Source organism: Niallia sp. RD1, from assembly GCF_024219955.1.
GTDB classification, from domain to species: Bacteria; Bacillota; Bacilli; order Bacillales; family Cytobacillaceae; genus Niallia; species Niallia alba.
Genome location: NZ_CP100420.1, coordinates 2,066,118 through 2,082,524, shown reverse-complemented (window position 1 = coordinate 2,082,524; position 16,407 = coordinate 2,066,118). Strand labels below are relative to the sequence as shown.

General features: G+C 36.1%; 14 protein-coding genes and 5 pseudogenes. 7 read left to right on the top strand and 12 right to left on the bottom strand.

The genetic code is table 11. The annotated features are described in order from the left end of the window. Nucleotides 1-207: 207 nt before the first annotated feature. The 8 genes and pseudogenes from NKG37_RS09950 to NKG37_RS09915 form a co-directional block, all read right to left on the bottom strand. Nucleotides 208-408: pseudogene (locus tag NKG37_RS09950) on the bottom strand (oxidoreductase); the annotation flags it as partial. A gap of 131 nt (nt 409-539) precedes the next feature. Next, nucleotides 540-1,655 (bottom strand): IS4 family transposase, encoded by a 1,116-nt coding sequence (locus NKG37_RS09945; RefSeq protein WP_169187985.1) that lies wholly within the window; start codon nt 1,653-1,655, stop codon nt 540-542. Between the two features lie 247 nt (nt 1,656-1,902). Then, a complete protein-coding gene (locus tag NKG37_RS09940; protein ID WP_169187817.1) occupies nt 1,903-2,274 on the bottom strand; it encodes an iron chaperone in 372 nt (123 codons plus the stop codon). 46 nt (nt 2,275-2,320) lie between these two features. Then, nucleotides 2,321-2,713, bottom strand: coding sequence for an SRPBCC family protein (locus NKG37_RS09935; protein WP_205835567.1), 393 nt, complete (start codon nt 2,711-2,713; stop codon nt 2,321-2,323). Nucleotides 2,714-2,716: 3 nt separating this feature from the next. Beyond that, nucleotides 2,717-3,037 carry an ArsR/SmtB family transcription factor gene (locus tag NKG37_RS09930; protein WP_016202199.1) on the bottom strand — a complete coding sequence of 107 codons (321 nt, stop codon included), beginning with the start codon at nt 3,035-3,037 and terminating at the stop codon, nt 2,717-2,719. Between the two features lie 183 nt (nt 3,038-3,220). Further along, nucleotides 3,221-4,693 carry a Tn3 family transposase gene (locus tag NKG37_RS09925; RefSeq protein WP_254416156.1) on the bottom strand — a complete coding sequence of 491 codons (1,473 nt, stop codon included), beginning with the start codon at nt 4,691-4,693 and terminating at the stop codon, nt 3,221-3,223. After that, the gene (locus NKG37_RS09920; protein WP_254416155.1) at nt 4,596-6,182 is read right to left on the bottom strand and encodes a DUF4158 domain-containing protein; all 1,587 of its coding nucleotides are present in this window, start codon (nt 6,180-6,182) and stop codon (nt 4,596-4,598) included. Before NKG37_RS09920 ends, NKG37_RS09925 begins: the two co-directional genes overlap by 98 nt. 29 nt (nt 6,183-6,211) lie before the next feature. After that, nucleotides 6,212-6,766, bottom strand: a complete 555-nt coding sequence (locus tag NKG37_RS09915) for a recombinase family protein (protein WP_108072856.1) — start codon at nt 6,764-6,766, stop codon at nt 6,212-6,214. Between the two features lie 336 nt (nt 6,767-7,102). On the opposite strand from NKG37_RS09915, the gene NKG37_RS09910 reads away from it, so the two are divergent. From NKG37_RS09910 to NKG37_RS09900, 3 genes and pseudogenes are all read left to right on the top strand, one after another. Next, nucleotides 7,103-7,477: a DinB family protein gene (locus NKG37_RS09910; protein ID WP_169187815.1), complete on the top strand. Its 375-nt coding sequence runs from the start codon at nt 7,103-7,105 to the stop codon at nt 7,475-7,477. Then, nucleotides 7,461-8,045, top strand: a pseudogene (locus NKG37_RS09905) (YqcI/YcgG family protein); the annotation flags it as partial. The gene NKG37_RS09910 and the pseudogene NKG37_RS09905, both read left to right, overlap by 17 nt. Next, nucleotides 8,042-8,677 (top strand): annotated as a pseudogene (locus NKG37_RS09900) (LysE family translocator). The pseudogenes NKG37_RS09905 and NKG37_RS09900, both read left to right, overlap by 4 nt. Before the next feature lie 139 nt (nt 8,678-8,816). Here NKG37_RS09900 and NKG37_RS09895 read toward each other — a convergent pair. Then, complete coding sequence (locus NKG37_RS09895) at nt 8,817-9,326, bottom strand: GNAT family N-acetyltransferase (protein ID WP_169187814.1); 510 nt, start codon at nt 9,324-9,326, stop codon at nt 8,817-8,819. A 327-nt stretch (nt 9,327-9,653) separates the two neighbouring features. On the opposite strand from NKG37_RS09895, the gene tnpA reads away from it, so the two are divergent. Beyond that, nucleotides 9,654-10,121 (top strand): IS200/IS605 family transposase, encoded by a 468-nt coding sequence (gene tnpA / locus NKG37_RS09890; RefSeq protein ID WP_100525941.1) that lies wholly within the window; start codon nt 9,654-9,656, stop codon nt 10,119-10,121. A gap of 135 nt (nt 10,122-10,256) precedes the next feature. Here tnpA and NKG37_RS09885 read toward each other — a convergent pair whose 3' ends face one another. After that, nucleotides 10,257-10,838, bottom strand: a complete 582-nt coding sequence (locus tag NKG37_RS09885; protein ID WP_025911950.1) for an LOG family protein — start codon at nt 10,836-10,838, stop codon at nt 10,257-10,259. Nucleotides 10,839-10,937: 99 nt separating this feature from the next. Between NKG37_RS09885 and NKG37_RS09880 the strand changes: the two genes are divergently transcribed. The 3 genes and pseudogenes from NKG37_RS09880 to NKG37_RS09870 form a co-directional block, all read left to right on the top strand. Further along, on the top strand, nt 10,938-11,258 hold the full coding sequence (locus tag NKG37_RS09880; protein ID WP_025911952.1) for a MazG nucleotide pyrophosphohydrolase domain-containing protein: 321 nt from the start codon (nt 10,938-10,940) through the stop codon (nt 11,256-11,258). A 39-nt stretch (nt 11,259-11,297) separates the two neighbouring features. Further along, on the top strand, nt 11,298-12,269 hold the full coding sequence (locus NKG37_RS09875) for an HD domain-containing protein (RefSeq protein WP_025911953.1): 972 nt from the start codon (nt 11,298-11,300) through the stop codon (nt 12,267-12,269). A gap of 167 nt (nt 12,270-12,436) precedes the next feature. Continuing rightward, a pseudogene (locus tag NKG37_RS09870) lies at nt 12,437-13,894 on the top strand (IS1182 family transposase); the annotation flags it as partial. A gap of 167 nt (nt 13,895-14,061) precedes the next feature. On the opposite strand, the gene NKG37_RS09865 reads toward NKG37_RS09870, so the two are convergent. Together NKG37_RS09865 and NKG37_RS09860 are read right to left on the bottom strand one after the other, a co-directional pair. Beyond that, nucleotides 14,062-15,405: an IS1380 family transposase gene (locus tag NKG37_RS09865; protein ID WP_118977697.1), complete on the bottom strand. Its 1,344-nt coding sequence runs from the start codon at nt 15,403-15,405 to the stop codon at nt 14,062-14,064. 103 nt (nt 15,406-15,508) lie between these two features. Beyond that, nucleotides 15,509-15,733, bottom strand: a pseudogene (locus tag NKG37_RS09860) (VOC family protein); the annotation flags it as partial. Between the last annotated feature and the right edge of the window lie 674 nt (nt 15,734-16,407).

Sequence of the window (16,407 nt, the reverse complement as noted above, 5' to 3'; positions counted from 1 at the left end):
TTTAAAATATTCCTTGAATTCCATTGGGATTACCAAAATGGATTATTTAAAAACGCCCCTACATTTTAGTAGAGACGTAATTTAGGTATGAATTTGAACTAAGGCAGATCTACTTACAATGTCAGGAATTGGGATTGATTTTGATATTAAAACAAATTGAATGACGCTTGATTAACCACCTAGATACTACACTCAATTAATTATCTTATTTTCACTTGGGGCAGATGATATTGTAAATGGTTTAGTAGGATTTTTCACTTTTTTATGAGTAATACTAAACAAACCATGCTGACCTGCTTTCCAGGTTAAATCTTTCTCTTTTTCAAACACAAAGGTATATACATATTCTGATTCTTTGTAGCTTTCTATAAATACTAATTCTCTCTTTTTCACTAGTGTTGCATAAATAGTGTCATAATTTTCAGTTTACTCACCTTCCCTGTTTAGAGGCAAAAAAGTAAATACCCAATCAAAGGTGGCCCCATCCATTTGGAAATTTATTTACAATTAGACTTTTGCAACGACGACAATTTGCATATTTAAGGGATGGCTTTTCCTTCAATCTTTCGAAGCCAAACATTCGCTGGTTTCCACAATGCAGCCCTTAGATAACGGCTAATCTGTAAGGTTTTTCGCTTGCTTCTGGTCTCGATTTGCACGAGAACATGTAGGCAAAAAACAATTAGTGCGATAAATACTTGATTTTGAATCGCCCATTCGCTTTGACCGTAGAACTTTTTGATGCTGAGATGTTGTTTGATCCATTTAAAAAACAGCTCAATTGCCCACCGTGATTTATACATTTCTGAAATTTCTTCGGCGCTTAAATCAAAACGATTTGTAATTAAATGAAGTTCATTTCCTTTTGAGTCCATCACTTTTAGAAGCCGAAAGTAATTTTCAGCACGGTTTTGAGTCGTACCTATCAACACCATTTGGTCTGATAAAACAGCTGTATCCTTGGGTAGCTTAAAATCGTAAACGTTCCGTATGACTGCATTTTTGCGTAGCCGTGAAAGAAAGAAGTAGCCATCATCAGTCATGCGATCAAAGCGCTCGTAGTCTAGATAACCACGGTCAAACACATACATGCATTCCTTGTCATCCACCATGATTTCAAGCTGACCACGGTCATGTTCTTTTGCCGTTGTCATAACGGCCTTTTCAGGATAGGATATACCCTTTTCCATAAACACAAGGCGCAAATGTAACTTTACACCTGCTTTTGTTTTGCGGAATTTAGCCCATTTATGATTGGTCAAATTAAGTGGCAATGTGCTTGAATCAATGATTTTTAACGGCATCACGAGTTTCGTGTAATGCGTTTTGGCATGAATTTGTGACACTAAATCAAGGAAAAGCCTTTGAAATAGATCAGGGTTTATGCCGTTTAACCGCCGTGACAACTGAGAAATACTAATAGAATCAAGGTCTATCCCTTTTTGAAGCTGGTCATCGAAAAGACAATCACCCAGCGCATGCAGACTTTCAATTTCTTGTAGCTGCGCAAAAAGTAGTAATTTTAGAAATGACTCTGTCGTTAATTTTTTCGTATAGTAATCTAATTTCATCGTTTTCACGTTTTCTTCAAATAATTGAAGATTTATAGGTGAAAACCATTGTCCAAATGAAGTTTTTCGTGTAATCTTGTCCATGTGATGGTCCTTTTTTAGTGGATTTGGACGGGTTACCACCTGACTAATCCATTATAAAGGACTTTTTCTTTGCGCAAAATAATAATATTGAACATTTTGAGTATTTTTAATAGTGAATTTAAATTAATGCAACACTAGTGTCTCTTTTTAAATACCGCAATCATATCTTGGAAAAAACTCATTTCACTATCTCCTTTAAGTCTCACAGAATCCCTCATACACGTCCTAAGGGCTACCCTATGTTTTTCTATTTCCTCCAGAAAGTTGTACAGTTTGCCTTATCTTTCATATTAAAATCAATCATTTTCTCAAGTAGTGTGTAGTCTACCGGACTTTTCCACGGAATACGTATTATCTCCTTTGTGTATTCATAGCCCGCCTTTACGATATCATCCTCTACATGAGTAATTGTTACACTTTCCGGAGCGGCGGCTAAATGCTTTTTAGATACGCTAAAGCCAATAATGTATGTGCCATGATCCGTAAACATGGGTTGATTCCATTTAATTTCTGTCTTTAAATTTGGATATTTATCTATTATCCAAGTAAGTACTTCTTCCGTTCTTTCTCTGTGGAAAGGATCATCAATCCCCGCTAAAAATTCAGCAAAAACTTCCATGTTATTCCCTCCTAAAATTAAAATTATATCGTTCAAAAGTTTGGTCTTACATTTCCTCTAACACTTTTTTAAGCTCTTCAATCTTAAATGCCCAACCATACTTCGCACCATTAAATGCCTGAACATCTTCTGTTTCAAATCCAGTTTGCTCAAGATGTAAGTAGGTAGTTCCATTCTCTTCTTTCAATGTCCATGTGACGATAGTGTCTATCGGCCCACCTACCCATGTGTAAGATAGCTTATAAGGCTTGTCTACTACCAATACTTCACTATCCACAATTAAGTCTATTTCCACATTTCGAAACTGACACTTATATCCTACAATTGGTTTAAAATTATTTACCATGACCCATTGTGCAAGTGTATCGGAATTTGTTAAAGCGTCCCATACCTTATTGATTGGACTCTTAAATTGAAAATCTAATAATAAATCTGCCATTATCTATTCCTCCAATAAATTCTTTAATAATAGCGCTCTTTCATTCCAAAACTTTTCATAAAAAGATAACCAATCTTTCACTTCCTGTAAGGGAGCTGGATTTAGTCGGTACTTTGTTTCTCTACCAATTTTACGGTTAGTAACTAAATCTGCTTCTTTAAGGATAGTCAAATGTTTCGATACAGCAGTGCGACCCATTTGAAAATGAGGAGTTAATTCGTGAAGAGGTAACTCTTCAGCACCTGCCAACAAACGTATTAATTTACGTCTTGTAGGATCTGCAATAGCTACAAAAACATCATGCTTTTGGTAAGTATTATTCAAAATCCTCCCCCCCTTATATATATCAGACACTATTTGGTGTCCTAATTATATGACACTAAATAGTGTCTAGTCAATTTTTTTATTATTGGGGTCCTACCAACAAAAAGCGCAAAACATACGCTAAGCAAATTTCGACATAAATAAAGCCGAGTTTTCCTACGCTAAGAAAATTCGGCTTATTATTTATTGAATAAGAGGGCGCAGCGAATGTAAGCTTGCTATTTTCTTCATATCAAAGGTGTATTCCCCAAGAAAATTGATATGTTCCCATCCTAATGGCGAAATATGTTTTAGTAGATCTTCTTGAAAATCCCCTTTTTCCTTCAACAATTTTGTTGCTTCGGTAAGATATACGGTGTTCCATACACTAATAGCGTTAATTATAATATTTAAAGCGCTTGCACGTTGAAGTTGATCTTGCAGTCCTCGTTCCCGTAACTCCCCTCGTTTTCCAAAGAATAATGATCTTGCCAAGCCATTCATAGCTTCTCCTTTATTCAATCCTCGTTGAATACGCCTACGTAGAGCTTCATTAGATATGTAATCTAAAATAAAAATAGTTTTTTCGATTCTTCCCATTTCTCGTAATGCAGCAGCTAACTTGTTTTGCCTTGCATATGATCCCAATTTCCCCATAATAAGCGAACCAGACACTTTTCCTTCTCGAATCGAATGGGCTAAACGGAGCACGTCATCAAAGTTTTCCTGAATAATCTTTGTGTTAATCCGTCCACGAAGTAATTTTTCTAGGTCAGGAAAATCACTTGGCTTTTGAATTGTGTATAGTTTGGAATCAGCTAAGTCACGAAGCCTTGGCGCAAAACGAAAACCTAACAAATGACTTAATCCGAATACAGAATCTGTATAGCCGGCCGTGTCTGTGAAATGCTCTTCAATATTTAATTCTGTTTCATGATGAAGCAACCCATCGATGACATGGACAGCATCTCTTGCATTGGTATTAATGACTTTCGTATAAAACGAGGAAAATTGATCACTTGTAAACCTATAAATGGTTGCCCCTTTTCCTGTGCCGTAGTGGGGATTTGCTTCGGCATGCAACGATGAAACACCAACCTGTACTCGCATTCCGTCGGATGAAGATGTGGTGCCATCTCCCCAATAAGAAGCTAGAGCAAGTTTGTGTTGAAAATTTACCAAAGTTGCCTGTGCTCGATTTATAGCATCATCATATAATCTCCATTGTGCGGCATTGGCCATCTGATGATAAGTAACTCCAGGTGTAGCATCTGCCATTTTAGTCAATCCAATATTCGTTCCCATTGCCATAAGCGCAGCCATCAAAATGACCTTTTCTTCTCCATTTGGAGGGCGATTAGTGGAAGCATGTATTAACATTTCGTCAAAACCTGTCCAGTGCGCTACCTCCATTAAAAGATCAGTAAGCTTAATTCTCGGAAGCATATTATATAAGGATAAACTGAAAGTTCGTGCATCTTCTGGGGTATTCTTTTCCAAACGATCCACTCTAAGTTTTGCTTTTTCTATATTTATTCCTTCAAGACTATCAAGGTTATTTGAAACCCATGTAAGGCGTTCAGCTAGAGCTTTCTTTCTTTCTTTCCTCAAGGTATTCCTCTGCTGATGAACGAACTGCCAGTCTAGTTTCTTTAAGATTGGTTGTTGTCCATTCATCTTTGGGAACAAGGTACTCCTCAAAGTCTTTATGAAGCCTACTGCCGACTACAGATACGTCTCCTGAACGAATATGATTTTTTAATTCCGTAAGGGCAGCCATTTCATAATAATGTCGATTAATTGTTCCTTCCTCATCGTATACATGCTTTTGCCATCGTTTTGGGACGAAATCTAATGGAGCTCCATCTGGTACTTTTCTTTTTCCGGATTCATTCATCACGTTCAATGTTTTTAATGCACGTAATAATGGTTCTGCTGCTTTTGTAGAATGAAATTCTAATGATTTCAAAAGAGTAGAGGTATACTTTCTCAGATAAGTAAATCGATTCTCTAGCAAATCAAGGTAATCATAATCCATTGGTCGAGCTAATTTTTTCGCTTCTTCAACAGAAGTAACGATTTTATCCCAAGGCATTATCTTTTCAATGGTCCTAAATGGATCAAGCCCTTCATCTCGTGCTTGAATAAGTGCAGCCCCAATATCTGCAAAATGAACAACTTTTTCGTTAACTGCTTTTCCATTTTCTTTTTGCATTTCCTCTTGTGTTTTACGACCTTTCGATTGTAAAATCATCATTTGCCGATCATGAATTTCAATTGCTTGGTCAATTAAATCCTGACTTAGAGTTACTAGGTATGCGACAAGAATGGTATATTTCTTATTTTCTTTAAATCTGCGAAACGAATGGGGTTCATAACGTGCCCCAATGCGAGATAATTGTAGTAACCGATTAGGATGAACTTCATTTATGTTTAATGGAAGTTTCAACTCCCGAATATATTCTAAACGCTCTATTACTTTTAGAAAGGCATCCGGTGATGACTGACCCGGAAGTTCTCTCAACCATGCCAATGGGGTTTTCCTGCTTTCCGCAAAGGGATCTATAAGTTTATCCAATTTGTGTCTTTGCCACGGTGAAAGAGTAGCAGTTAAAGAGTTAAAAATCCTTTCCTCTGCTCTCCGACGGGTATCCCACACAAGTCGCTCTATTGTAGTCATTCCAGGAAGGATTATTTTTCGATTCCTAAGTTCTTCTTGAACAGTTCGAAGTAGATACATAGAATTGCCATTTTGAAGTGCATGTTTCAAAAGATACTGAGCTAACTCCCGATATGTACTTACAGAAAAATTCTGGTATCCATATACCTGTCGAATTTCTTCCATATGTTCATGCTTGGTTGGGTCACGTTGGGCATATAAAGAAAATGAATCGGGATTAGCATTTATTTGTTTTGCTATATAGTGGAGTACATAGTCTGGTATAGGTTCAACATCTGTGAGAGACCACCCTGGATAGCGCAATACACATAATTGGACAGCAAACCCTAAGCGATTATGATCTCTTCTGTGTCGTTTTATAATTTCCATATCAAATTGCGAAAAAGTATAATAGGTTTCTAGTTCTTGTTTACTCATTTCATCCGGTATTTTTACAAATTCTGCTCTTTGATCTGCTGTAAGTAATTCTTTCCCTCTTGATGCCATTTCCTCCCCATCCTTTCGTAAGCAAAGACTTACTTCTTTTCTAAATATCGATAAACAGTTGTTCGGGAAACTCCCCACATTTGAGCAATATCAGTAACGGGTGTCCCATTTGCTACCAATGTCTTCAACATTTCTAATTCCTTTTTATCTAACTTCTCCGGTCTTCCTCCTAAACGCCCTCTGGCTCTTGCAGCAGCACGACCAGCTGCTGAACGTTCTTGAATAAGATTACGTTCGAACTCAGCAAAGGCCGCAAATAGATGAAACATAAGCTGCCCTGTTGCACTAGCCTTGTCCATCGTAATGTTTTCCTGCAAGCTGTGGAAACTAATACCTCGGTCATTAAGGTCATTCACAATTTTAATTAAATGCTGCATATTTCTCCCTAATCGATCTAAGCGCCAAACTACTATCGTATCACCAGAGCGTACAAATCGAAGGGCTTCTTCCAATCCTTGTCTTTTATCTTTGGCGCCACTAATTTTATCTGTAAATATTTCTTCGCAACCATGTTCTTTAAGAGCATCCAATTGTAAATCAAGATTTTGAATGCCTGTTGAAACACGAGCATATCCTACCTTCATTAATTTCTCCCCTTATTTTTAAATTTCTCTGTTTTATCGTAACATAACTTAATGTTAGGGGTAATATCTGAACATAGATTTCTTTACAGAGTTTATGAACACATATAGTAGATAGAAAGCTATAAAACTATTTAAATTTCCCTGCGTTCAGAAATTGATGAGTTTTGGAACAAATAATAAAATGTGTGCTTTTTTAACGTTGCTCAGCAATTGGGTAAGGGAGGTAATCAGATGGTTCATCTCGAAATTGTAAGTTATGCCAGAACAACATGCCGCAAATGAATATTGACCAAAGGGATTATCTATTAAAAGGGATAAGATTGGAGGGAATAGAAAATGGATGTAAGGACACTTTTGTTACAACAATGGGCAAGCTGCTTAGATAAAGAAGACTGGTTTCCACCACTTGAAAAAGTACTAGAGAATATTACTTTGGAACAGGCAATTTGGAAACCAGTTGAAGGGGCACATTCCATTTGGGAATTAGTTTGTCATTTACTTTTCTATGAAAAGAGAATTCTGTTACGCTTTCTAGGTGAAACAGCAAATGAACCAAAGGCAGAAAATAATGACGCTACATATCGATTACCAACTGAGACCTTTCAAAATTGGAAGGAAACAAAACAAGAATACTTTTCTGTTCATCGTGAACTTGAAAAAATACTAGCAAAATCAGAACTAGAAGATTTGTATTCGTTATATATTTGCTGAATCAGCTTATGATCAGTATGAATTATTAAAAATAAGAGATGGAGTTTATGAATACATAAAAACCTATCGATCGATTGGTAAAAGAACAACATTGGTTATCTTTTTTAAACCTTCAGAAAATGAACTTCAAGCAGAGGAATACAAAAAACGATTTTGGAATGTCGTTAAATTCTTAAATGAAAACGATCCAGAACCATGGCCTCCTAATGTGCCAGAGGATCCGAATCATCCAGAATGGGAGTTTTGTTTTGGGGGAGAACCTATTTTCTTAGTTTGCCGGGCACCTTTTTATTCGGATAGGAAAAGTAGATTTACTTCTCATGGTCTTGAAATAACGATGCAGCCTCGTGGCACACTAGACGACATTACAGCAGATACGAAAAAAGGGCAACAAGTAAGGAAAATCATTCGTGAGCGATTAAAAAATTATGATATGATAGATTCACATCCTGATATTGGGGATTATGGAGACCCAACAAACAGAGAATGGAGACAATACTTACTACCTGAAACAAATGAAGAAAGCGTAGTAAGATGTCCAATTACAGGGAGAACGGTTAAATTATGAATGTTTTAAGTTATATTGTTTTAGGCCTTTCACTTTCTATACCAGTCGGACCGATTAATATAGAAATGATAAAGAGAGGAATAAAGAACGGATTCTGGCATTCATAGGCCGTTGGCTTAGGTGGGATGTCAGCTGACATTGTTTTAATGCTTTTAATATATTTTGGTGTATCTACTTATTTGACCACGCCAATGGCTCAATTGATTATGTGGATTTTTGGATTTCTAATATTAGTATACTTAGGATATGAAAGCATAAGGGATGCTTTTAAGGAAGTGACTATTTCCGATGAAGTTGAAAAAGAGACTAAATCGAAATCATTTATATCGGGATTTTTGATCGCTATATCCAATCCGTTAAATATTATTTTTTGGATTGGTATTTATGGCTCAGTTCTTACAACAACTTTAAATACCATAGGTACAGGACAAGCTTTACTTTATAGCAGTGCTATTTTTGTTGGAATTGCTGCTTGGGATTTAACTGTTGCAACATCAGTTAACTTTGGACGGAAATTTGCTAATCAGCGATTTTTAAAATGGTTATCAGTTATTGCTGGCCTAGTTTTAATAGGGTTTGGTGTAAGCTTTGGCTATAGGGCAATTAAAAGTTTACTACTTATTATGAATTAGGTACTTATTAAAATTAGAAACCACCTGATCACTTCTGGGTGGTTTTCTTCTGTATCCATTAAAGTTTATAATATCAGCAAATGTTTATTACGGGATTTGGTTACATTGCTACATAGACCCCAATTTCTCCCCTTATTATTTACCAATAATAACCATATACTTTGCGGGTGGTGTCAGCTACGCTGGTACTACCCCTACCCCTACCCTTAAAACTAAAGCCCATACTTTTGTATAAGGGTTCACCATCTTTAGAAGCATGTAACCAAATTCTTTTTACATCTCTGTTCTTACATTCTTCAATGCATTTCTCAAGTAATTGTTTAGCCAATCCTTGTTTTCTATAAGTGGGTAAGGTATACATGTTAAGTATATAAGCTTCTACACCTTGTAAATTCTCTAAATACGGAGGTCTTTTAAAAAAGGATACTCCATTTACACTTACAACTTCCTTATCATTTTTTGCTATGTAAGAAACAAAATTATGATTGGAGATTTCAGTTTTTAAATAGTTTTTGGTAGCATGTATGATCTGATTTTCTTCTTCCTCTGTTTGAATTTCATTTACCTCTTTAAGCAAAGCTACCCTTAATTTAATAATCTGGTTGATATCTGAGATTGATGCTTTATCCACGCTATATAATTTTTTCATGCTTCTTCTCCCCTTACATACAATTAATATTTATAATTGTACTTGCAAGCATTTACTGTGTCGAGATAATAGATAATTCTAGTTATCTTATTGATTCTTTAAATGATTTCCTATAACAGTGATTATATTAAGTTACATTGCAAATAAACAAAAGAACAGGATTAGATAGTAACTAATCCTGTTCTTTTATTGATGGTTTCGAAAACCCCTGGCTATGCCGGGGGTTCCGGAGAGCTTATAGCGAGGTAACAAAAAAACCTCCTTTCATGGTAGGATAAAGTTGGTTTCCCGACCAGTTTATCTCACGCAAGAAGGAGGTATTCCCTTATGAAGGACATGAACAGTTTAGCACATACAACATGGAATTGTAAGTACCACATAGTCTTTGCCCCAAAATACAGAAGGCAAATTATTTATGGCAAATACAAAAAGAGTATTGGACAAATCATAAGAGAGCTATGTGAAAGAAAAGGTGTCATCATACATGAAGCAAATGCCTGTCCGGATCATATCCATATGTTGGTTAGTATCCCACCAAAATTAAGTGTATCGCAGTTCATGGGTTACTTAAAAGGAAAAAGTAGCCTGATGATATTTGATCGACATGCGAATTTGAAATATCGCTATGGGAATCGGAAATTTTGGTGTCGTGGTTTCTACGTTGATACCGTGGGGAGAAATAAGAAACAAATACAAGAATATATAAGAAATCAGCTGAAAGAAGACTACATGGCTGATCAGCTAACATTGTTCGAAGAATTTGATCCGTTCACTGGTGAGAAAAATCGGAAGTAAATAAAGAAATTCTTTAGAATTGGTGAGTGAATGTGGTGCAGAAGGGAAACCTTTTCAGTGGGCCTTTAAGGCCGAGGCCGGTAAGAGAGGCTTTTAGCCGCAGAGCAAACCACCAGTTCACACTGGTGGTTTTGATTAGCTTTGAGCTTTTGTGATATATGTTTTCACTGAAGGAGGTTGATATGTATTGAATTGATCTAATAAACCTTGTGGTTTTGTATCTACAAGAGCCATAGAACGATATTTTTCCTGTAGAAATTGCTCTTCTGTCATGTGATTAAATAAAGAAATAAGTGGTGTGTAATAATCATTAATATTCAACAATCCGCAAGGCTTCTGATGTAGCCCTAACTGAGCCCATGTGAAAATCTCAAAGAATTCTTCTAATGTACCTGGACCACCTGGTAATGTAATGAATCCATCTACAAGTTCGGCCATCTTGGCTTTTCTGTCGTGCATAGATTCAACAACGATAAGCTCTGACAGGTTTTTATGAGAAATTTCTCTTTCTTCAAGGAAAGTAGGCATGACACCAATGACATGTCCGCCAGCTTCTAACACAGCATCAGCCACAGCACCCATTACTCCAACACTTGCTCCACCATATACAAGCGAAATATTACGTTTAGCAAGTTCTTTTCCTAGATCCCTTGCACCTTGAATATAAAGGTCAGATGCTCCATTACTTGATCCACAAAATACAGCTATTCTTTTCATAAAGATCCCCTCCTATGTAGTCACCGTTATTGATTATACATAATAATGGATGATTTGGTAAACTTAGTTGAAGTTAAAAAAGGAAGGTGGAACCATTCAATGAACGTAACAGAATTTCAACAGTGGGTAAAGGACTACTACAAAATGAGAGGTTGGTCAGATTTAGATATCTTTATTCGAATTGGTTTTCTGGCTGAAGAAACAGGTGAAGTAGCACGAGCTATTAGGGCTTTAGAAATTGGAAGAGATCGACCAGACGAAGTAGTTGGAACTTTAGAAGAAAATAAGAAAGAATTAACGGAAGAACTAGGAGACGTGTTAGGTAACTTGATTGTTATTGCTAACAAATATGATATTTCATTAGAAGAAATATTCAGATCACATAAAGAGAAGCTTGCAGAACGTTATTCTACTAGATAAATATAGATATGATAAAAGAAGGGAAAGTGAAGTCGTTTTATGAAAATTCATGATTTCATTTATGGATCTTTTCACTTAGAACCAGTCCTAGCAGAATTAATACATACTCAGCCCCTTCAGAGGCTGAAAAAGATTCACCAAGGCGGCGCAAGTTATTTAGTAAATCCAAAGTGGAATGTAACACGATTTGAACATTCTGTAGGTGTCATGCTATTGATTAAAAAATTAGGTGGTTCTATAGAAGAACAAATAGCTGGCTTGCTGCATGATATTTCCCATACAGCTTTTTCTCATGTTATAGATTTCGTTTTAGATAATCCAGAACAGGACTTTCACGACCAAATATTTGAAAAAGTAATTCAATCGTCAGAAATACCTTCTGTTTTACAAAAGCATGGATTTAATATCTTATCTATATTGCCTATTGAGAAATGGTCCTTATTAGAACAACCTCTTCCTTCGCTGTGTGCAGATCGCATCGATTACACGCTTCGTGATTTATCTACCTATAATATGATTTCTTTAGACGATGCTTGTAAATTTGTAGATGAATTAAGAGTGGTTGACGGTAAAATTTGTTTAAAAACAATTGAGGCAGCAGAATGGTTTGTTAAAGCTTACTATACTGAGGTAGTTGACTTCTTTCTTCACCCATTAAATGTATATGGATATGCCATACTAACGGATATATTAAAGATCGCAATAGCCAAGCAGATTATTCATTTTGATGACTTATTATCAGATGATGAAACAGTTTGGAAGAAGTTAATTGACAGTAAAGACCCTGAAGTGCTAAAAAAAATGAAAGATATAAGTAAAAAGGTAATAAATGATGAGAGAAATTACGACATACACCAAAAGAAAAAGGTTCGGATTATCGATCCCTTTGTGCTGGTAGGGAACGCCCGAATGAAGAAAGCAACAGAGCTCTCCACCAAAGTAAGAGAATTAAATCAGTATGCTCTAGAAAAGTCCTTAAAAGGAACATTCCTTAGAGTTCTTAATACTTAGTAAAAAGAAAAGAGGCTGGGACAAAACCCTCCTCTGAACCGAAAAAGCCGGTGACATTTTACGACGAGTAAAATGTCACCGGCTTTGTTTATTTTTACATTAAAATAAGGACCACTTCTGATAAAATAAAGTTACCACACAAAATCTTATCGGAAAGAAGGGTCCTTATGTTTAAAAATTATAACATGAATCAAGTGGTTTTGCCTTTAGATTTAGAAATAAAATTACAAGAAAATGATATTGCCTTCGCCGTTCATCATCTCGTTGAACATATTCCAGATGAAGCCTTTGCCGGCTTCTTACAGAAAACGGGGTGTCCTGCTTACCATCCACGCATGATGATGAAAATCATTTTATGTGCCTACACACAGTCAGTTTTTTCAGGAAGAAAAATTGAAGCGCTTCTCAAAGATAGTATACGTATGATGTGGCTAGCTCAAGGTTACGAACCGAGCTATCGGACAATCAATCGATTTCGTGTTCACCCAGAAGTTCAAGTGCTTCTTCGTGAGTGCTTTGTCCAGTTTCGATGTCAACTTATTCAAGAGAACGAGATTGATAATGAAGCAATCTTCATTGATGGAACGAAGATTGAAGCAAATGCCAATAAGTTCACATTTGTCTGGCGCAAATCAATCGAAAAGTATAGTGCGAGCCTCTTGGAGAAATCAACCCAGCTGTATGACGAACTAGTAGAAAGAGAAATTATTCCACAGATCGAACGAGAAAGTTCGGACGAACTTTCTGTTGAAGAATTATCTCTAATCACTAAAAAATTAGAAGAAAAGGTTGAAGAGTTGACAAAAGAAATTGAAGCAAGTGAAGATGCCGATGAACGAAAACAACTGCGATCAAGCAGAAAAGAACCGAAGAAAGCGTATAAGCAATTTCAAGACTTTGTGAAACGTAAGTTAAAGTATGAAAAAGACATGGAGATTTTTAACGAACGGAATAGTTATTCAAAAACAGATCATGATGCCACGTTTATGCGTATGAAGGATGACTACATGAAGAATGGCCAACTGAAGGCGGGGTATAATGTGCAAATTGCGACAGAAGGTCAATATACACTTGCTTACGATGTCTTTTCAAATCCAACGGACACACGAACACTTTGTCCGTTTCTTGACGCAATTGAACATCACTACTTCGAACTCCCAAACTATATTGTCGCAGATGCGGGATATGGAAGTGAAGAGAATTACCTCGATGTGCAGAACAGAAAGCGTACGCCTCTTATCACATATAGTATGTATCGAAAAGAGAAGAAAAAACGCGTTAAGAATGACCCATTTCAGACAGCGAATTGGGATTATCATGAAGAAGATGATTCCTTTACTTGTCCCAACGGGAATAAGTTGACGTTTCGTTACAAATCGCATCGCACAGACCGTTACGGATTTACAAGGTTATTCAATGTGTACGAATGTGAAGACTGTTCAGGTTGTCCTTTTCGTTCACAATGTACGAAGGCGAAGGAAGGAAAGAACCGAAGAATCCATTATAACGAAAAGTGGGAACAACAAAAGAAAAGCATTCAACAGCTGCTTTCAGAAGAAAAAACGGGTAAAATCTACGGAAAACGTAAGATTGACGTAGAACCAGTTTTTGGATATCTGAAGGCTACCTGAATCCGTGATAAAAAATAATTCTTCCGATAATTTTAGGAATTCCTTATTTTCTTGCCATTCGTACTAATTTAAGTTGGATTGATTGTTTTTTGTGTACACTAAATAAAACCTGCTTACCTATAATTTTTTTCAGGTCTTATTACCTATTCAGTTTCCTAGGCTTATGTTGTAAATGAAAGATACAGTCGTTTAAAAGTAGGAAACCAAGGACTATGATTTCCAAACTTTAAGTAAATTCTTCGGGAATGCTTTACCAATTTTGCAGCTAATGTAATCAAATTCTGGATAACCGTTTTTACTCGGCGACGGAAGACCTTTCTTTTAAGCGGCGCATCCCCTGATTTCAGGCTTTCTTGGCCAATAATCCGAAGGAGATTGTAGGTTAAACATCCAAGATGTAAGATTAATTCATTGGTGGCAAATTTCCCAGAAGGGAAACGTTCTAGGTCTAAATCCGTTTTTAATTCACTGTGGAATTGTTCACAAGTGGCATGTTCGTGATAAAGGCTAATTATTTCCTCTGTTTCATTAGGTAGGGTAGTCCAATAGCTCTCAAACTCAACATCTGGGATTAAGAGGATTTGGCCGTTTTTATCAATCGTTCTTTCTGTTACTTTATAGACTTGGCGAATGGCTTTTTTCATTCCCTTTGGAGTTGTTTCTAAAGCACCATAGAATACACGTTTTCCTTCTCGCTCCTGAACGCATTTACCGAATTGTTCAGCTACCATGAGCCAGTTTTCAGGCTTTTCACGGCGAGGATTTCGTTTAATTATGAAATCGGCCTTTTCATTCACACAAACTTTTAGGTTTTCGACACTATCGTTTCCTGCATCCATACGGACCAATAACGATAGATCAGTAATCATCCGAGAATATATAATACTTTTCTCGAGAAATTTCTCAGTATCCTTTTGAACGTGTGTGCTTCCCTCCCGAAGTTCCACATTTACAACGTAGCCTTCTTGACCCAAATAGGAGAAGTTAGGGGAATACCCGTCACATCCTTTGTATGTGCGACTAACCCCTTCTTTCTTAGTATTTGAGTTATCAAATGGCGATACATCAATATCCAGAGGTACGTATGATTTTTTGTCACTAGTAATTGTTGGAGTGACAGGAGAATCAAATTGCCGTATTAGTTTAGCCGATTCTTCCAGAACAATGGATTTCCATCCAGTCACCTTGGCAATTTGATCGAGTCGTTGCCGTAGTGTGGGACTTGATGGAACCACTTGAATATCCAATGCACGATAAAAGAAGGGATCATCTCGAAATTCTTCGATATGGTCGAAATCATTCTTACCTTGGCACAATAGACCCACATAAGAAGTGGTAACATCCCCATTAAGAATGGCCGGAGACGACTTGATTTCTGGGACCTTTAAGGATGAAAAACGTTTGTAAAATTTTGTTTTTGATAAAAGCAAACCTATTAAACCTAGACCCGAATGGGTCGTTAATGTATCATCGGAATCTTCTAAAATAAACTTAACCAATTTCAACACCTGCCTGGTGAAATAAAATTATCAACATAAATCAGCTGATAACATTATTATATCAGGCTTTGTGGGCACATTTATTATTAATTACGTCACGGACTCAGGTATCATCTAATTCAACATAAAATGCAATATGTCTCAATGAAACGTGATAAGGAACTCTTGATTCTGCTCCTTCCCATAAACCAATCCAACTTTTTCCTTCTTCAATCCAAAAAAAGGCTACTTTCTCATATTTTTTATACAGTTTTAAACCTAGTTTTCCATAAAACTCGATAGAACGTTCTAAATCTATAACTGGTAAATGTCCTTCATACAGTCCTTTTATCACTGACCTTTTCCCCCAATCCCCAATGTTTAAAATTACTCATTTTATTTTAATTTTAATAAAGTTCTTCCTCAACAATACTGCCCCGTTCGTGCAGCAAGAACAACTTTACAAATGTGTATAAATATTAGCATGTATACATTATCTTGAGAGTGGCGATTCATAATTATAATACTGAAACATTCATTAATTTCTTTCTAGAAATAGCCAAAAAGAGGCTAACATTAAAAATATACGTTTCAAATTGGAAAAAAGTGTCCCACTTTATCAAGCAAAAACTGTGTCATCTCTTTCAAGCGGTCACAGTAAGCTTCCATGAATGATGTTCTGAGCATTATCTCAATAGATTTAGATTTAGTATTAAGATTTAATTTCATAAAGTTCCCCTCCATTATTTATAGCTAATTATTTTTAGTAGTTTCATTGACAGGAGGGCATTTGTCAATCGTTAAGAAAGGACTGTCCAAAATAGAACAGTCCTCCAAACAAACATTAACTCATCCAAATAAATTCACTAAGGAATGAGAAATATTAAATAATTGTTGATAAATATCTTTTAGTACAACCACTAAAACTATTTGTGTCACTGTGAAAATACTCAAAAGAAATATAATAGCCATTTTAAAATATAAATCTAGTTTGTTTTTATCCATAAAATAAACAAACCCTTTCTTAAA

Bases quoted from the DNA above. Each gene is read 5' to 3' on its own strand.
- NKG37_RS09885 (WP_025911950.1), bottom strand. From the start codon at position 10,838: ATGAAAAGAATAGCTGTATTTTGTGGATCAAGTAATGGAGCATCTGAC.
- NKG37_RS09925 (WP_254416156.1), bottom strand. From the start codon at position 4,693: ATGAATGGACAACAACCAATCTTAAAGAAACTAGACTGGCAGTTCGTT.
- NKG37_RS09920 (WP_254416155.1), bottom strand. From the start codon at position 6,182: ATGGCATCAAGAGGGAAAGAATTACTTACAGCAGATCAAAGAGCAGAA.
- NKG37_RS09875 (WP_025911953.1), top strand. From the start codon at position 11,298: ATGAAAATTCATGATTTCATTTATGGATCTTTTCACTTAGAACCAGTC.
- NKG37_RS09935 (WP_205835567.1), bottom strand. From the start codon at position 2,713: ATGGCAGATTTATTATTAGATTTTCAATTTAAGAGTCCAATCAATAAG.
- NKG37_RS09945 (WP_169187985.1), bottom strand. From the start codon at position 1,655: ATGGACAAGATTACACGAAAAACTTCATTTGGACAATGGTTTTCACCT.
- tnpA (WP_100525941.1), top strand. From the start codon at position 9,654: ATGAAGGACATGAACAGTTTAGCACATACAACATGGAATTGTAAGTAC.
- NKG37_RS09940 (WP_169187817.1), bottom strand. From the start codon at position 2,274: ATGGAAGTTTTTGCTGAATTTTTAGCGGGGATTGATGATCCTTTCCAC.
- NKG37_RS09915 (WP_108072856.1), bottom strand. From the start codon at position 6,766: ATGAAGGTAGGATATGCTCGTGTTTCAACAGGCATTCAAAATCTTGAT.
- NKG37_RS09895 (WP_169187814.1), bottom strand. From the start codon at position 9,326: ATGAAAAAATTATATAGCGTGGATAAAGCATCAATCTCAGATATCAAC.
- NKG37_RS09910 (WP_169187815.1), top strand. From the start codon at position 7,103: ATGGATGTAAGGACACTTTTGTTACAACAATGGGCAAGCTGCTTAGAT.
- NKG37_RS09880 (WP_025911952.1), top strand. From the start codon at position 10,938: ATGAACGTAACAGAATTTCAACAGTGGGTAAAGGACTACTACAAAATG.